The sequence below is a fragment of the Microbulbifer sp. S227A genome (genome assembly GCF_049800935.1).
Genome location: NZ_JBNAFZ010000005.1, coordinates 116,038 through 131,170 on the forward strand (window position 1 = coordinate 116,038; position 15,133 = coordinate 131,170).

The following is a 15,133-nucleotide window of genomic DNA, read 5'->3' on the forward strand; positions in this document are numbered from 1 at the left end:
CGTTGTCCTCCCATGCTGCGCGAGTGGCCGCGGCAATCGCGCGGCCAGTCACCTGTTGCGGTCAGTTGTCGAGGATCGCGCGCACCTGCGCATAGAGCCCGTCCGACCAGTCGGGGAACTTGGTATAGACATCGGCGGTTGCGGCCTGGAACGCGGCAACATCCACATCGCGGTTGAAAGTGACCCCCTCGGCCTCGAGTTTGGCGATCCATTCCTCCTGGCTGTTCAGCATCAGGTCGGTCATGAAGGCCCCGGTCTGGTCGGCCTCTTCGAGCATGATGGTGCGGATATCCTCGGGCAGGTTGGCGAACTGGTCGGCATTCATCATCAGGCCGGTAAAGCCCTTGAAATGCCCGGTGAGGGAAATCACCTTTTTGGTTTCATGCAGCTTGGCCCCGTAGATCGAGGGCAGCGGTGCTTCCGCGCCATCGACGACACCCGAGGACAGCGCCGAATACACCTCGCCCCAGGCAACCTGGGTCGGGCGCGCGCCCATCGCGTTGAAGGTTTCCACCCACATGATGTTCGGCGGCGTGCGGAAGGTCATGCCGGCGGTGTCGTCCGGCGAACTGATCGGCTTGTCCGACAGCATGTGCCGCGACCCGAAGAGCCAGTTCAGCGACAGCAGCTCAAGACCGGATTCACTGCGCAGCCGGTCCTTCATGCCGGCATAGAGGTCGGAGTCGACGATTTTCTGGAAATCGCGCGGGTCCTCCATCAGGTAGGGGCCGCCCAGCACGCCGAAATCGGCCACGAAATCGCTCAGATAGCCGGGGTCCGAAATGGTGATGATCGGCGCGCCGGCGCGGACCTGTTCAAACACCTCGGGGTTGGAGCCCAGCTGGGCATTGGCGAAGATCTGGATCGCGACCCGGCCGTCGGTGCGCTCTTGCACGTTCTTGACGAACTCTTCCATCGCGTTCTGCAGCGGCTCCTTGTCCGACGTCACATGCGCCAGCCGAAAGGTGTAATCCTGGGCCGTTGCGGCCAGCGGCAGGATGGCGAGCGCCGCGGCGGCAGCAATGGAACGGCCAGCAAGGCCAAGGGTGAACGACATGTTTTTCTCCTCCGTGTTGATATGCCCCGGATTGCGCCGCGGCGGACGATGCGGAAGTGGCCGCACCGGTTGACGAGGGTGGCATAGCACGCCGCTTTCTAATTTGAAAGTAATTTTTATACTTGCAAAATGACAACGGATCATGTGACAACCTCCCCCACCGGCAGGGAGGAGCACGCAAATGCAGTTGAGGGGAATGACCTGGGATCACCCGAGGGGCTATGACCCGGTTGTGGCGGCGTCGCGGCAATATGCGCAAGACACCGGTGTCGAAATCCACTGGGACAAGCGCTCGCTTCAGGCTTTTGCCGACGCCCCGATTGCCGAACTGGCGGCGGCGTATGATTTCATCGTGCTGGATCACCCGCATGTGGGGCAGATCGCCGAGACCGGGGCGCTGCTCGCCCTGCCCGGCGATCTTGACCCTGGCGCATCGCTGGGCGGATCGGCGGAGAGCTATGTCTGGGGCGGTCAATGCTGGGCCTATGCGCTGGACGCGGCCTGCCAGATGGCGGTGCACCGTCCGGATCTGGGGGTGCCGGTCCCGGTGACATGGGAAGACCTCATGGCGCGCGATGCCGCGAAATACCGGGCCCTGACGCCGCTCTTGCCGGTGGATGCCTTTGACATGCTGATGACACTCGTGGCCGGTCGCGGGGAAGAGCGCTTGGCCGCCAACCCGGAACGGTTCCTGTCCGATCGCAACGGGGCCTATGCGCTCGGGGTGCTGCGGGCGCTATATCACCTTGGCCCGGATGCGCAGGTCGAGATGAACCCGATCGCGGTGCTCGAAACCCTGTCGGGCGAGGACGAGTTTGCCTGCTCGCCCTGCCTCTTTGGCTATGTCAACTATGCGCGCCCCGGATTCCGCCCGCATCCGCTGGAATATTTCGACCTGCCGCTCTGTGCCGGGCATGACCGGCCGCGCGGGATCCTGGGCGGGGCGGGTATCGGCGTGTCGGCGCAGACCCGCGCGCCGGATGCCGCCATCGCCTTTGCGCGCTGGATCACCTCGGCAGAGGTGCAGGCCGGGCTTTACCTCGGCAATAACGGCCAGCCGGCCAACCGCCACGCCTGGATCGCCCAGGCCGCCAGCCCCGACGTTGCCGGCTTTTTCCGGGGCGGCTTTCACACCATCGACAATGCCTGGACCCGTCCGCGCGATCCGTGGTTCCTCGGCTTTGTCGATGACATGTGTGAAATCATGCCGGATTTTTTTCGCAAGAACATACCGGTCGACAGCTTTCTTGACCGGATGAACGTGCTGTATCGCGACCACCTCAACAGGAGCTGACCATGCCAAACGCCATCATCACCGGGGGCAACAAGGGATTGGGCCTGAGCCAGTCGAAACGGTTTCTGGCCGCCGGGTACGACGTGTTCGTGGTGGCCCGCAGCCGGGGCGAGACCGATGCGCTTGGCAAGGGCGCGCGGTTCATCGAATGCGATGTTGCGGCGGATCGCGAGGCCACCTGGCTGGCAGAGCTCCACGCGGCGCATGGCCCGATTGCCGCGCTGGTGAACAATGCCGGGGTGCATCTCAAGAAACCGGTCTGGGACGTCGCCCCGGACGAGCTGGACAAGGTGCTGGATGTCAACCTGCGCGCCATGTTCGCCGCCTGTGGCCGCTATGTCGCGCTGCATCGTGACACCGGGGGCGCGATCGTCAATATCGCGTCGATGGGCGGGCTCATGGCGCTGCCCTCTGCCGCCGCCTATGTCACCGCCAAGACGGCGGTGGTGGGGCTGACCCGGTCGGTTGCGGTGGATGCGGCGCCGTTCGGGATCCGCTGCAACGCGGTCAGCCCCGGGTTCATCGATACCGACATGACGCGGGCGATCCTGGCAAAGGACCCGGCCCGCCGCGACAAGATCGAGGGGCGCATCCCCGGACACCGCTTCGGCACGCCCGAAGATGTCGCCAATGCCATCTTTTATCTCGCCTCCGATCAGGCGGCCTATGTCAACGGCGTCAACCTGCCGGTCGACGGCGGCTATGCCATCGGGTTCTGAAGGAGCCACCCCATGTCACCGATCCAGACCAGTCTGACCGCCGCCAAAGAGGTCGCCAGCGCCGCCCAGACCGCCGAGGGACCGATTGCCGGGGGGCATGTGCGTCTCAGGCTCGCCATGGCGAGCCTCTGCGGCACCGATCTGCACTATTACGCCCATTTCGCCAATGCCGGGTTCCTGTTGCAGAACCCGGTGACACTGGGCCACGAAGCCTGTGCCCGTGTGATCGACGCCAATGGTTCCGGCCTGCGTCCGGGTCAGCTCGTTGCGTTGAACCCGATCATGAACTGCCAGGTTTGCGAGGCCTGCGAGCGGGGCGAGGAAAACCTCTGCACCGCCAAGAAATTTCCCGGCTCGGCCACCACGGTTCCGCATCTGGACGGGTTCTTTCGCGACATCATCGACCATCCGGCGCGGTGCTGCCGGCCGGTGGGCGATGACGTCGATCCACGGCACCTGACCTTTGCCGAGCCGCTCGCCTGTGCCCTGCATGCCCTGAACAAGGGGGGCGTTGCCGAGGGGCAGGACGTGCTGGTCACGGGGTGCGGGCCGATGGGGTTGCTGGCGATTGCCGGGGCCGCGGCGCGCGGGGCGCGGGTGACGGCGCTGGACCTGCGGCCACAGGCGGTCGAGGTGGCCCGCAAGGCTGGCGCGGCAACCGGGCTTGTGGCCGGGCAATTCGACGATTCCGACATCGCCGGCCGGTTTGACGTGGTGGTCGAGGCCAGCGGTGCCATTCCCGCGTTCAACGCGGCGCTCAAGGCGGTGCGTCGCAAGGGGCGGGTGTCGATCCTGAGCAATATCCAGATGCGGGCCGCCGAGGTGATGCTGCATCTCATCATGCTCAAGGAAATCGAAATCGTCGGTTCGTTCCAGTTCAACCGCGAGTTCGAAGAGGCCGTCGGGCTGATCGAATCCGGGGCCATCGATTTCGACGTGTTGACGGCGCAGATCTTTCCGCTCGCCCGCGCGGGCGAGGCGCTGGAGCTGATGTCGTCGGGACAGGCCTATGGCAAGATCCTGTTGGCCGGAGAGGGCGCATAGCCGCCCGGCATATCGCGACAGACAGCGGAGAATCGTCATGTTCTACAAATGCTTTATCGATAACCAATGGATCGAGGCCTCGGACGGCGCAAAGATGGATGTGGTCAACCCGGCCACGGGCGAGACCTGGGCCGAGGTGCCGGCCTGTACCCCGGATGACGTGGCGCGGGCGCTGGAGAGTTCGCGGCTGGCCCAGCCCGGTTGGGCGCTGCTGCCGCCGGTCGAACGGGCCGGGCATATCACCGCGATTGCCGATGGTATCGCGCGCGAACGCGACCTGTTCGAAGACCTGCTCGTGCGCGAGCAGGGCAAGACCCGCGCCGAGGCCGCGGGCGAAGTGACCGACACGATCCGCTATCTGACCTATTCCGCCGAGGCGGCCCGTCGGCTGCGCGGTGACATCCTGCCATCGGACAACCCGCGCGAGCAGCTGTTCATCTACAAGGTGCCCTACGGCGTCACGCTGGGCCTGTGTGCCTATAACTATCCGCTGGCCCTGATCGGTCGCAAGATCGGCCCGGCGCTGGTGACCGGCAACACGATGATCCTCAAGCCGCACGAGGCGACGCCGGTGACGGCGTCGGTGTTCTGCCGCATCGTCCAGGAGGTCGGGCTGCCGCCGGGGGTCATCAACATGCTGACCGGCACCGGCCAGGCCGTGGGCGCGCCGCTGACGCAAAGCCCGGTGGTGCGGATGATCACCCTGACCGGTTCGATCCGCGCCGGTCAGAGGATCGCCGAGGCATCGGCGCGCAACATCACCGCGCTCTCGCTCGAACTGGGGGGCAGCGCGCCGTTCATCGTGCTCAGGGATGCGGATATCGACCGGGCGGCAGAGGCGGCGGTGGTCGCGCGGTTTGCCAATGCGGGCCAGGTCTGTATCTGCAATGAAACCGTGCTGGTGGAAGAGGCGGTTGCCGATGCGTTCACCGAACGGTTGCTGTACCACGCGGCCAGGATCCGCCCCGGCGATCCGGCCACCAACGCGGGCATGGGGCCGATCACCACGCCGGAGGCCCTGCGCCGGGTCGAGCGGATCGTCGCCGACAGCGTGGCCGAGGGTGCCACTGTCGCCCTGGGCGGCGGACGGCCCGAGGGCGCGGCATTTGCGCGGGGCAACTGGTTTGAACCGACGGTGCTGGTGAACGCGACCCCGGACAGCACGGCGGTGCGCGAAGAGATTTTCGGGCCGGTGCTGCCCATCGTGCGGGTTGCCGATTACGAAGCGGCGCTTGCCATCGCCAATGCCCGACCGGACGGGTTGTCGGCCTATCTCTGGACCCGCGATCCATCGGTCTACATGGATGCGATCCAACGGTTGGAAACCGGGACGATCTTTTTGAATACCGGCATCACCGGCTATGTCCAGGGCTATCACAACGGCCACAAGCTCAGCGGGCTGGGCGGAGAAGACGGGAGCCATGGGATCGAGGGTTACCTGCAAAAGCGCACGGTCTACATGGCCTATTGAGCGGCCTCGGGCCAAGCCGCGCGCAATGCCCTAACCGCGCAGCAGCAGCGTTGCGGCAAAGCCGTGATCGCGGCCACGCGCCTCGGGTTCCTGCCCGGTGATCATGTCGACCGTGCAATCGGCGAGCTCGTCCACCGGCACCCGGATCGTGGTCAGCCCGCCCCGGATCCAGGAATAGAACTCCGGATCGCCATATCCCACGAAAGCCAGCCGCGCGCCCAGGGCATCGCGTTGGATCAGCGCCTTGAGCGCGCCATTGGAGATTTCGAACCCGGCGCAGAGGATCGCGGTGGCGTCGGTCTGATCGAGGATATGCCGGGCCAGCCGGTCGCCCATTTCCAGCGAGGGCGGCTCGAGCAGGCAGAGTGCGGGGTCTTCGGCAATGCCGGCGGCGCGCAGGCCGGCCCGGTAGGCGGCGAAGCGTTCCCGTCCGGACGACAGGGTATCGGGCGCCCCGAGATAGGCAATGCGGCCATGCCCCTGCCGATGCAGGTGCAGCACCGCGTCTTGCAGGGCCCCGGCATCATCCACCAGCACCGCGCCCAGCACCCCGTCATGGTCGCGCCGGCGGATCAGCTGCACCATGTCGATCCCGTGATCGGCGATCTCGGCGGGCACGGCATTGGCATCGGGCAGCGGCGCGGGCACCGTGACCACGGCCCGTGCCTGAACCTCGCGCAGGCGGGTCATCGCCAGCCGTTCGGTATCGAAATCGTCCTTGGTCAGGTGAATGATCAGCTGCAACCCGTGGGCCTCGCAGGATTCAGCGAGCGAATTGGCAAACCGCGCGTAGAAATCATTGGTGATGTTGGGGATCAGCAGGCCGACAATCGGGCTCAGATCGCCGCGCATGGCGCTGGCGGCGGCGCTGCGCACATAACCCAGTTCCTGGGCGCGCCGGATCACCGTGTCCCGCGTCGCCTTGAGCACGTTGGGATTGCCCGACAGGGCCCGCGACACCGTCATGTGCGAAATCCCGAGATCCTCGGCGATGGATTTGATCGTGACGCGTTTGGACATGGCCTCTCTCCCAGGGTTGGCGACGCCGGGCGGCTGCCGCCGACAGGTTGCACTGTCTTGACAATTCATCGCCCGATGTGCATGTGTTCACGTGAACATTGCCACGGAGTCGCGCAAATGACCAGCGATATCGAAACCAGGTGCCGGGCCTTGGTCCGCGATCTTGAATTGGGCCAGCCCGAACAGGTCCGCAACGTGACACCGCTGACCGGCGGGGTTGCCTCGGACATTGCCCGGTTTGATCTGGCGGGCAAGACGATCTGCGCGAAATTCGCCCTGCCCAAACTCAAGGTCGCCGAAGACTGGCACGCACCTGTGCACCGAAACGCGGCGGAATATGCTTGGCTGCAATTTGCCGCGAATGTCAATCCGGCCGGTGCGGTGGCGCTGTTCGGCCGCTCGCCCGAACAGCACGGGTTTGCCATGGAGTTCATTGCCGGTGCCGATGTCTATCTGTGGAAGGACGCGCTGTTGCGGCAAGCGCCGGACCGGGACGAGGTGACGGCGGTTGGTGATCTGCTGGGCCGGTTGCAGGCCGCGTCCGCCGCGCCCGGTTTCGAGACCGCCGCCTTTCACAACCGCGATGATTTCCGCGCTCTGCGCATCGAGCCCTACCTGACCTTTACCGCGACGGTGCATCCGGATCTGGCCCCGGTCCTGAACGGGCTGGCGGAGATGCTCTATGCGGCGGATGCGGTGCTGGTGCATGGCGATGTCAGCCCCAAGAACATCCTGCTGCGCGGGTCCGGTCCGGTGTTTCTGGATGCCGAATGCGCGACGATGGGGGATGCGAGCTTTGATCCGGCCTTTTGTCTCAACCACCTGGTGCTCAAGGCGGTGCATCTGCCTGCCTCGCGCGACCGGCTGCTCGGGTCGGTCGAAACATTCCGCGCGGCCTTTGCCCGGCACCTGGACGCGGCAAGCGGTGCGGCGGTCGAGGCGCGGATCGCCCGGCTGCTCCCGGCGCTCATGCTGGCAAGGATCGATGGCAAATCGCCGGTGGAATACCTGTCAGAGGCCAGCCGCGCGATCGTGCGCGACATGGCGATCGACCTGTTGCAAACCCCCGAGACGCGGCTCGCGGAGCTGGTCGGCCGGGTGCGCGCGCGGCTGGATCAGCTCCAGCCGCCGTCCACCACAACCGCCTGATTGGTGATTGCCCGTGCCGCGTCCGAACACAGGAACACCACCACATCGGCGATATCCTCGGGCTGGGTGAACCGCTTGAGGCACTGGCGTTCCATCACCTGCGCATGCAGCTCGGGGGTCAGCCATTTCTCGACCTGCCGTTCGGTTTTGACAAAGCCCGGCAGCACACAATTGACCCGGATGCCATCCGGTCCCGCCTCGCGGGCAAGCGCATGGGTCAACCCTTCGATCCCGGCCTTGGCGGTAACATAGCCGACCGCATCCGCCAGCCCCTCGCGCCACGCGATCGAGCTGAAATTCAGGATGACCCCGTGGCCCCGCGCCCGCATTCCCGCAAGTACCGCCTGCGCGCAGAAGAACTGGTGATCAAGGTTGACCGCCAGCGTGGCACGCCAGCTTTCGGGGGTGACATCGGCGCTCTGGTGGCGGGTGTCATTGGCCGCCGAATTGACCAGCACGTCGATGCCCTCGTCGCGGCTGATCGCGGCCAGCAGATCCTGTACCGCCGCCAGGTCCGTCAGGTCAAGCGGGCGAAACCGCACCGCCGCGCCCAGCTCATCCGCCAACGCCGCACCGGCATCGGCATTGATGTCAAGGAACGTGACGCGCGCGCCCTGCCCCGCAAAGGCCCGGACAATCGCCGCGCCGATCCCGGTTGCCCCGCCGGTGATCAGCACATGCCGGCCCGCAAGACCGGTCGCCAGCCCCGCCGCGGCGGTCACAGCCGCGCCTCGGTTTTCGGATCGAACAGGCTGATCTTGCCCATGTCGATCTCGAACTCTACGGTCTCGCCCGGTTTGGGGGCCTCGTCGGGCTCGCAGACCGTGATCGCCTCCTGCCCGGCGATGCGGCACATCAGGATGGTTTCGGCGCCGGTGGGTTCGTCCATCTCGATGCTGACCGGAAGCCGCACCGATGCGTGCCCCTTGCGGGCCGCGCGTTGCGCATGGGCCGGGCTGAAATGTTCGGGCCGCACCCCGAGCGTCACCGGCTGCCCATCGCTCAGCGCCGTTTGGTGGCCGGTCGACAGCGGCAGCACATGCGGCCCGCCGCCATCCAGAACCACGCCCAACCCGGCGCCACTGGCCGTGACCTGCCCGGAAAAGAAATTCATGTTTGGCGACCCCATGAAGCCGGCGACAAAGGTATTGGCCGGGGTTTCATAGATCGCCTTGGGCGTATCATATTGCTGCAATACCCCCTGGTGCATCACCGCGATGCGGGTTGCCAGGGTCATGGCTTCGATCTGGTCATGGGTGACATAGACAGTGGTGCGCCCGACATTCTGGTGCAGTTTCTTGATTTCGCTCCGCATTTCCACGCGCAGCTTGGCGTCGAGATTGGATAGCGGCTCGTCGAACAGGAACAGCTTGGGATCGCGCACCAGCGCCCGCCCCATCGCCACCCGTTGCCGTTGACCGCCCGAAAGCTGGCCGGGCTTGCGGTTCAGCAGCGGCTCGATCTGCAACAGGGCGGCAACCCGCGCGATGGTCGCGTCCTGGGTGGCCTTGTCGATATTGCGGCACTCCATGCCAAAGGTCATGTTCTGGCGCACGGTCATCGTCGGATAGAGCGCGTAGGATTGGAACACCATGGCGATGTCGCGGTCCTTGGGGGCCTCGTGATTGACCACGCGGTCCCCGATCAGAACCTCGCCCGAGGTGACGCTTTCGAGCCCGGCGATGATCGACAGCAGCGTTGACTTGCCACAGCCCGATGGCCCCACCAGCGCGACGAACTCGCCGGATTCGGCCTGGAGGTTGATGTCCTTGAGGACTTCGACCGCGCCATAGCTCTTGCGCAGGTTCCGGATTTGCAGTGAAGACATTGCCCGATCTCCTTACTTGACCGCGCCCGAGGTCAGACCCCGCACGAAATATTTGCCGCCGATGACATAGATGAAGAGCGGCGGCAGGGCGGCAAAGATCACCGAGGCCGCCTCGATATTGTAATGCCGCTCGCCCGTGCCCGAGCCGGAAAACGCCACGATGGCGGAGGTGATCGGCTGGTTCGAGCCCGAGGTGAACACCGTGCCGAACAGGAATTCGTTCCAGATCCCGGTGAATTGCCAGATCACGCAAACAATCAGGATCGGCGGCGACAATGGCAGCATGATGCGCCAGAAAATCCGCCAGAACCCGGCCCCGTCGATCCGCGCCGCCTTGATGAGGTCATCCGGGACGGCGACGAAATAATTGCGGCAGAACAATGTGGTAAAGCTGATCCCTTGCACGGTATGCACCAAAACCAGCCCGCCGATCGTGTTCGACAGCCCGATCTTGCCCAGCACGAAGGCCCAGGGCAGCAATGTCATCTGCGCCGGCAGGAACACCCCCAGCGTGATCAGTCCGAACACCCAGGCATCCCCCCGGAACCGCCATTTGGACAGCGCATAGCCGTTCACCACGCCAAAGGCCGTGGACAGGATGGTGGCGGGCACGGTCATCAGCAGCGTATTGCCGAAATAGCGCGACACGCCTTCGCAGGTGCCGCCGATGCAAAAACTGCTCCACGCCTCGCCCCAATATGTCACCGACATCATCTCGGGCACCGAGATGAACCCCTGCCGCACGATCTCGTCGAGCGGGCGAAAGGTGTTCATCAGGATGATGAGCAGCGGCGACAGGTAGAGCAGCGCAAAGAATGCAAGCAGCCCATAGACGATCATCCGCGCGCGGAACTGGCGCGACCGGCTGCCGGTGGCGAGCGGGTCGAATTCCTGATGTGTGGTCTCAGCCATGCGACGATCCCTCCCTGCGGTTGCGCCAGTTGCTCCAGAGCAGATAGGGCACCAGCACAATCGCCAGCGCCAGCAGGATCATCACCGCGGCGGCGGCCCCCTGGGCGATCTGGCCGCGCTGGAACATCAGGTCATAGACCACCACCGCCGGCACCGTCGTGGCGACCCCCGGCCCGCCCTGGGTCAGCGCGACAACAAGGTCATAGGTCTTGATCGCGAATTGCAGCAGAACCACCGTCACGGCGACAAAGATCGGCCAGATCGTCGGCAGCACCACCCGCCGGTAGATGCGCGGCATCGACGCCCCGTCGATCTGGGCCGCCTTGATCAGGTCGCTGTCAACCGAGCGCAGCCCCGCGAGGCTCAGCGCCATGGCAAAGCCCGAGGCGTGCCAGATGCCGGTAAAGATCACCACGTAGAGCGCCATGTCGCGATCGGTGATCCAGTCGAATTTCGCGGCCAGCCAGCCAAGATCGCTCAGCGCCTTTTCCACACCGGTCTGGGGGTGGAAAATCCAGCGCCAGACCGTGCCCGTCACGATAAAGGAGATCGCCAGCGGATAGAGAAAGATGGTGCGCCACACCGACTCGAACCGCACCCTCTGGTCGATCAGGATGGCCAGCACCGTGCCCACCACAAGCGAGCCCAGCACATAGAGCGCGCCGAACAGGAACAGGTTCTGATAAGACACGATCCAGCGTTTGCTCTGCCACAGCTTGGCGTATTCGCCAAAGCCGCCATAAGCCATGTTGGGCAGCAACGTGGATTGCGAGACCGAGATCCACAGGGTCCAGAGCGAGAACACGATGACATAGACAAAGGCGGCGGCCAGGGTCGGCAACAGGACGATCTGGGGCGTCAACCCGGTCAGCCGGGCCATCAGGGTCGGACGGGGCGGGGATGTCATGAGCGGCCTTTCCATAGACGGTCACGATGCCCCGCGCCCGGTTCGCGGCGCGGGGCGGCTGGCATGGCTCAGCTTTGCAGCTCGACCGCGTCGGCCAGCTGGTTGGCGGCCTCTTCCGGCGAGATCGAGTCATCGGCGACGAACTCGGTGATGACTTCCATCATCGCGCCCCGGAATTTTTGCAGCACCGTCATGTTATGTGCCATCGACCGCACCAGCGTGCCCTCTTCGACCGATGCCTTGAGATCTTCGAGCCCCTGTTGCTGGCATCCGGTAAAGCCGCCGACCGACAGATCGACATCGGTGCGCGCGGGGATCGAGCCCTTGGCGACGTTGAAGGTGACCTGGAATTCGGGCGACATGATGGTGCTGGCCAGCAGTTTCTGGCCCTCGACATAATCCGGATCGTTCTGGTTGAAGAACACCACCGAATCCGCATTCAGGATGAAGCCGTTGCCACCCCAGTTCACCGGGGTCTGGTCACAGAGGTAATCCTCTCCCTCCTTGAACCCGGCGAGATTGGCCGAGGCCACGGTCCAGTCTCCCATCAGGAAAAACGCCGCCTCGCCGGTCATCGTCATGGTCATCGATTGTTCCCACGAGCGCCCGTTGATGCCATCATCCATATAGCCGACCATCTTGCGCAGCTGGGCAAAGGCGTCGATCATGCCCTGGCTGCGCAGCGCGTCGATATCGGCCTCTTGAAACGCCTTGCGATACAGGTCGACATCCATGCCATAGACCACGCTGTCAAAGGTGGTGGTGTCGGACCAGTCCGCCGCGCCATGGGCGATGCAGGTATGCCCGGCGGCGATGATCTTGTCACAGGCGGCGTTGAACTCCTCCCATGTCTTGGGCACCTCAAGCCCCAGTTCGCCAAGGATCTTGGGCGAGGAATAGAGCCAGTTGACCCGGTGGATGTTCATCGGGGCGGCGACCCAGCTGCCGGTGGGTTTCATCACCGCGACCAGCTCGGGGGCAACCACGTCGTCCCAGCCTTCTGCCGCCGCCACGTCATCAAGGCTGGCGGTGGTTCCGGTGGCGTTCCATTCGGCGATTTCCGGTCCCTTGAGCTGTACCGCCGCGGGCGCGTTGCCCGCCACCACGTCCGAACGCAGCTTGGCCAGCGTGTTCGAGGTATGGCCCGAGATCGCCGTCTGTTCCCATGTGCCGCCGGCGGCCTCGTACATCTCGCCCAGCTTGGCAATGGCCGCCGCTTCCGAGCCCTGCGCCCATTGGTGCATCATGTTGGTCTTGGGTTCCGCAAGCGCCGCGTGGCCCAGGGCTACGGCGAAAATCGGGGCCCCGGTGGTCAATGCGATGAATTTCCGTGCCATGTAAGTCTCCTCCTCTGCACATGGTCGTTCCTGCTGGCGGGCAAGGCGTCAGATCGATATGCCCCCATCGACGTTGATTGTCTGTCCTGTCACGAATGCACCGTCGCCCGAGGCCAGCCAGGCACAGGTGCCGGCGATCTCGTCCGGGGTTGCGAAACGCCCGGCGGGCTGGCGGTCGAGAAACCAGTTCTCGGCGGCGCTCAGGCTGCCCATTTCCTCGGCAAGGCTGGCGATCCGCGCGCGCAGCGATGGCGTGTCGACCACGCCGGGGCAGATCGCGTTGAAGCGGATACCGTGATCGAGGTAATCGGCGGCGCAGGCCTTCATCAGCCCGATCACACCGCCCTTTGCCGCCCCGTAGGCGGCGCGGAACGGATAGCCCTTGAGCGACGAGGCCAGCGACGCGATCAGCGTCACCGAACCGCCCCGTTGCTTCATCTGCGGCACGGCGGCCCGGATGACGTGAAACGCGCTGTCCAGGCAGATGGATTGCGTCTTGCGCCAGTCGGCGTTGCTGCAATGTTCCACCGTGCCGTGATGCACAAAGCCGACCGCGTGGGCAACCGTGTCGATCCGCCCGATACCCGCGATCCAGCCGGCGACCGCCTCGGGGTCGGTTGCATCCACCGCATGGCGGCTGGCGGCGGGCAGGTCGCCGATCAAGCCGCCGTCGATATCCGACGCGTGTACCGTGGCCCCGTCAGCGATCAGCCGCTCGGCGATGGCGCGCCCGATCCCCTGTCCGGCGGCAGTGACACAGGCCACCTGCCCCGCCAGCCGTCCGCCGCTCAATAGGTCGCCCTTCCGCCCGACAGGTCAAAGGCCGCGCCGGTGGTAAAGGAATTTTCGGCCGAGGCCATCCACAGCACCATGCTGGCGATCTCTTCGACCGTGACAAAGCGTTCGCGCGGGATCTTGGAGCGCATGTAGTCGATGAACTCCTGGCTGACCTGTTCGAGAATCCGCGTCTGGGCGGTGGCCGGGGTGATGCAGTTGACCGCGATGTCGCTCTTGGCGAGTTCCTTGCCCAGCGATTTGGTCAGCGCGATCACCGCCGCCTTGGACGCGGAATAGGCCGAGGCGTTGGGGTTGCCCTCCTTGCCGGCGATCGACGCCACGTTGACGATCCGGCCGTAATCGCGCGCGACCATGCCCGGCACCACGGCGCGGCAGCAATGAAACGTGCCGTCAAGATTGACCTGCTGAACCTTGCGCCACATGTCGGCGGGATAATCCGCCACCGTGGATGTAGGCCCGGCGATCCCGGCGCTGTTGACCAGCACATCCACCTGGCCAAACGCGGCCTTGGTCGCGGCAAGCGCGGCCTCGACACTGGCGAGGTCGCTGACATCGGTCTGCACCATCACGCAGACCGCGTCCGACAGGCTGGCCACCCGGCTTTCGGGGGCGGATATGTCCATGTCCCAGATCGCCACGCGCCCGCCCGAGGCGACGATGCGCTCGGCGATGGCGGCACCGATCCCGTTGGCGCCGCCGGTGATTGCCGCGACGCGCCCGTTGTAATCATAGCTGTTCATGCGGCACCCCCGGTCTTGACCACGGTTTGCCGCTGCTCGCCCAGCCCGTCGATGCCCAGCGTGACCACGTCACCGACACCCAGCCAGACCGGCGGCGTCATCCCGGCCCCGACGCCCGGCGGCGTGCCGGTACAGATCAGGTCGCCCGGCTCAAGCTGGCAGAATTCGCTCATGTAGGACACGATGGTTGCGACGTCGAAGATCATCTTGGCGGTGGTGCCGGTCTGCATCCGCTTGCCGTTCACGTCCAGCCACATGCCAAGCGCCTGCACATCCGCCACCTCGTCGGGCGTGACCAGCACCGGGCCGGTCGGGCAGAAATTGGGATAGCTCTTGCCCTTGACCCACTGGCCGCCGCGCTCAAGTTGCCAGGCGCGTTCCGAGACATCGTTGACCAGCGTGAAACCCGCCACATGATCGAGCGCCGCGTCGCGGGTGATGCCCAGCGTGCGCTTGCCGATCACGATGCCCAGCTCGACCTCCCAGTCCAGCTTGGTCATCTGCGGCGAATAGAGAATGTCGTCATCCGGGCCGCAATAGGTGGCCGAGGATTTGTTGAACAGGATCGGCTCGTCAGGGATCGCCATGCCCGCCTCGGCGGCATGATCGGAATAGTTCAGCCCGATACACCAGATATTGCGCGGCTGCGCCACCGGCGGGGCCACGCGCCGTCCCTGGGTGCTGATCTCGGGCAAGGCGGCGATATCCGCCGATGCCAGCCGCGCCAGCGCTCCGTCGCCCAGGGTTTCGGGGTTGAAATCCGCCACCACCGAAGAGGCGTCGCGCAGCGTGCCGTCGGTCGCGACGACACAGGGGGTTTTCTGCCCATAGCGGTCGCCCAATCGCATGAGTTTCAT

At 65.2% G+C, this 15,133-nt stretch carries 15 protein-coding genes; 5 read left to right on the forward strand and 10 right to left on the reverse strand.

Going from position 1 to position 15,133, the window contains the following annotated elements; translation table 11 throughout:
• Window positions 1-61: 61 nt before the first annotated feature.
• Window positions 62-1,057, reverse strand: coding sequence for a C4-dicarboxylate TRAP transporter substrate-binding protein (locus tag ACP15R_RS13710; RefSeq protein ID WP_424986988.1), 996 nt, complete (start codon window positions 1,055-1,057; stop codon window positions 62-64).
• A 181-nt stretch (window positions 1,058-1,238) separates the two neighbouring features.
• Here ACP15R_RS13710 and ACP15R_RS13715 point away from each other — a divergent pair, with 181 nt between their 5' ends.
• Genes ACP15R_RS13715 through ACP15R_RS13730 form a run of 4 tightly spaced genes read left to right on the forward strand, consistent with a single transcriptional unit; the run spans window position 1,239 to window position 5,585 of the window.
• The gene (locus ACP15R_RS13715) at window positions 1,239-2,351 is read left to right on the forward strand and encodes an extracellular solute-binding protein (RefSeq protein WP_424986989.1); all 1,113 of its coding nucleotides are present in this window, start codon (window positions 1,239-1,241) and stop codon (window positions 2,349-2,351) included.
• Window positions 2,352-2,353: 2 nt separating this feature from the next.
• Window positions 2,354-3,070 carry an SDR family NAD(P)-dependent oxidoreductase gene (locus tag ACP15R_RS13720; RefSeq protein ID WP_424986990.1) on the forward strand — a complete coding sequence of 239 codons (717 nt, stop codon included), beginning with the start codon at window positions 2,354-2,356 and terminating at the stop codon, window positions 3,068-3,070.
• A 12-nt stretch (window positions 3,071-3,082) separates the two neighbouring features.
• Window positions 3,083-4,114 (forward strand): zinc-binding dehydrogenase, encoded by a 1,032-nt coding sequence (locus ACP15R_RS13725; protein ID WP_424986991.1) that lies wholly within the window; start codon window positions 3,083-3,085, stop codon window positions 4,112-4,114.
• Between the two features lie 37 nt (window positions 4,115-4,151).
• Complete coding sequence (locus ACP15R_RS13730; protein WP_424986992.1) at window positions 4,152-5,585, forward strand: aldehyde dehydrogenase family protein; 1,434 nt, start codon at window positions 4,152-4,154, stop codon at window positions 5,583-5,585.
• A 30-nt stretch (window positions 5,586-5,615) separates the two neighbouring features.
• Here the strand turns inward: ACP15R_RS13730 and ACP15R_RS13735 are convergent, their stop codons facing one another.
• Window positions 5,616-6,605, reverse strand: coding sequence for a LacI family DNA-binding transcriptional regulator (locus ACP15R_RS13735; RefSeq protein WP_424986993.1), 990 nt, complete (start codon window positions 6,603-6,605; stop codon window positions 5,616-5,618).
• Window positions 6,606-6,722: 117 nt separating this feature from the next.
• On the opposite strand from ACP15R_RS13735, the gene ACP15R_RS13740 reads away from it, so the two are divergent.
• Window positions 6,723-7,754: a phosphotransferase family protein gene (locus ACP15R_RS13740; protein ID WP_424986994.1), complete on the forward strand. Its 1,032-nt coding sequence runs from the start codon at window positions 6,723-6,725 to the stop codon at window positions 7,752-7,754.
• On the opposite strand, the gene ACP15R_RS13745 is transcribed toward ACP15R_RS13740, so the two are convergent.
• The 8 genes from ACP15R_RS13745 to ACP15R_RS13780 form a co-directional block, all read right to left on the reverse strand.
• A complete protein-coding gene (locus ACP15R_RS13745; protein ID WP_424986995.1) occupies window positions 7,721-8,476 on the reverse strand; it encodes an SDR family NAD(P)-dependent oxidoreductase in 756 nt (251 codons plus the stop codon). The two genes, ACP15R_RS13740 and ACP15R_RS13745, sit on opposite strands and share 34 nt — an antisense overlap.
• A complete protein-coding gene (locus ACP15R_RS13750; RefSeq protein ID WP_424986996.1) occupies window positions 8,473-9,582 on the reverse strand; it encodes an ABC transporter ATP-binding protein in 1,110 nt (369 codons plus the stop codon). Before ACP15R_RS13750 ends, ACP15R_RS13745 begins: the two co-directional genes overlap by 4 nt.
• 12 nt (window positions 9,583-9,594) lie before the next feature.
• Window positions 9,595-10,494 carry a carbohydrate ABC transporter permease gene (locus ACP15R_RS13755; RefSeq protein WP_424986997.1) on the reverse strand — a complete coding sequence of 300 codons (900 nt, stop codon included), beginning with the start codon at window positions 10,492-10,494 and terminating at the stop codon, window positions 9,595-9,597.
• Window positions 10,487-11,401: a carbohydrate ABC transporter permease gene (locus ACP15R_RS13760; RefSeq protein ID WP_424986998.1), complete on the reverse strand. Its 915-nt coding sequence runs from the start codon at window positions 11,399-11,401 to the stop codon at window positions 10,487-10,489. Before ACP15R_RS13760 ends, ACP15R_RS13755 begins: the two co-directional genes overlap by 8 nt.
• Window positions 11,402-11,469: 68 nt before the next feature.
• Window positions 11,470-12,738 carry an ABC transporter substrate-binding protein gene (locus tag ACP15R_RS13765; RefSeq protein WP_424986999.1) on the reverse strand — a complete coding sequence of 423 codons (1,269 nt, stop codon included), beginning with the start codon at window positions 12,736-12,738 and terminating at the stop codon, window positions 11,470-11,472.
• 48 nt (window positions 12,739-12,786) lie between these two features.
• Complete coding sequence (locus ACP15R_RS13770; protein ID WP_424987000.1) at window positions 12,787-13,530, reverse strand: SDR family oxidoreductase; 744 nt, start codon at window positions 13,528-13,530, stop codon at window positions 12,787-12,789.
• Window positions 13,527-14,276, reverse strand: coding sequence for an SDR family NAD(P)-dependent oxidoreductase (locus tag ACP15R_RS13775; RefSeq protein WP_424987001.1), 750 nt, complete (start codon window positions 14,274-14,276; stop codon window positions 13,527-13,529). Before ACP15R_RS13775 ends, ACP15R_RS13770 begins: the two co-directional genes overlap by 4 nt.
• Window positions 14,273-15,133, reverse strand: coding sequence for a fumarylacetoacetate hydrolase family protein (locus ACP15R_RS13780; protein ID WP_424987002.1), 861 nt, complete (start codon window positions 15,131-15,133; stop codon window positions 14,273-14,275). The genes ACP15R_RS13775 and ACP15R_RS13780 overlap by 4 nt, the downstream gene beginning before the upstream one ends.

Coding starts and splice junctions, on each gene's coding strand:
- ACP15R_RS13710 (WP_424986988.1), bottom strand. CDS start 1,057: ATGTCGTTCACCCTTGGCCTTGCTGGCCGTTCCATTGCTGCCGCCGCG.
- ACP15R_RS13715 (WP_424986989.1), top strand. CDS start 1,239: ATGCAGTTGAGGGGAATGACCTGGGATCACCCGAGGGGCTATGACCCG.
- ACP15R_RS13720 (WP_424986990.1), top strand. CDS start 2,354: ATGCCAAACGCCATCATCACCGGGGGCAACAAGGGATTGGGCCTGAGC.
- ACP15R_RS13725 (WP_424986991.1), top strand. CDS start 3,083: ATGTCACCGATCCAGACCAGTCTGACCGCCGCCAAAGAGGTCGCCAGC.
- ACP15R_RS13730 (WP_424986992.1), top strand. CDS start 4,152: ATGTTCTACAAATGCTTTATCGATAACCAATGGATCGAGGCCTCGGAC.
- ACP15R_RS13735 (WP_424986993.1), bottom strand. CDS start 6,605: ATGTCCAAACGCGTCACGATCAAATCCATCGCCGAGGATCTCGGGATT.
- ACP15R_RS13740 (WP_424986994.1), top strand. CDS start 6,723: ATGACCAGCGATATCGAAACCAGGTGCCGGGCCTTGGTCCGCGATCTT.
- ACP15R_RS13750 (WP_424986996.1), bottom strand. CDS start 9,582: ATGTCTTCACTGCAAATCCGGAACCTGCGCAAGAGCTATGGCGCGGTC.
- ACP15R_RS13755 (WP_424986997.1), bottom strand. CDS start 10,494: ATGGCTGAGACCACACATCAGGAATTCGACCCGCTCGCCACCGGCAGC.
- ACP15R_RS13760 (WP_424986998.1), bottom strand. CDS start 11,401: ATGACATCCCCGCCCCGTCCGACCCTGATGGCCCGGCTGACCGGGTTG.
- ACP15R_RS13765 (WP_424986999.1), bottom strand. CDS start 12,738: ATGGCACGGAAATTCATCGCATTGACCACCGGGGCCCCGATTTTCGCC.
- ACP15R_RS13775 (WP_424987001.1), bottom strand. CDS start 14,276: ATGAACAGCTATGATTACAACGGGCGCGTCGCGGCAATCACCGGCGGC.
- ACP15R_RS13780 (WP_424987002.1), bottom strand. CDS start 15,133: ATGAAACTCATGCGATTGGGCGACCGCTATGGGCAGAAAACCCCCTGT.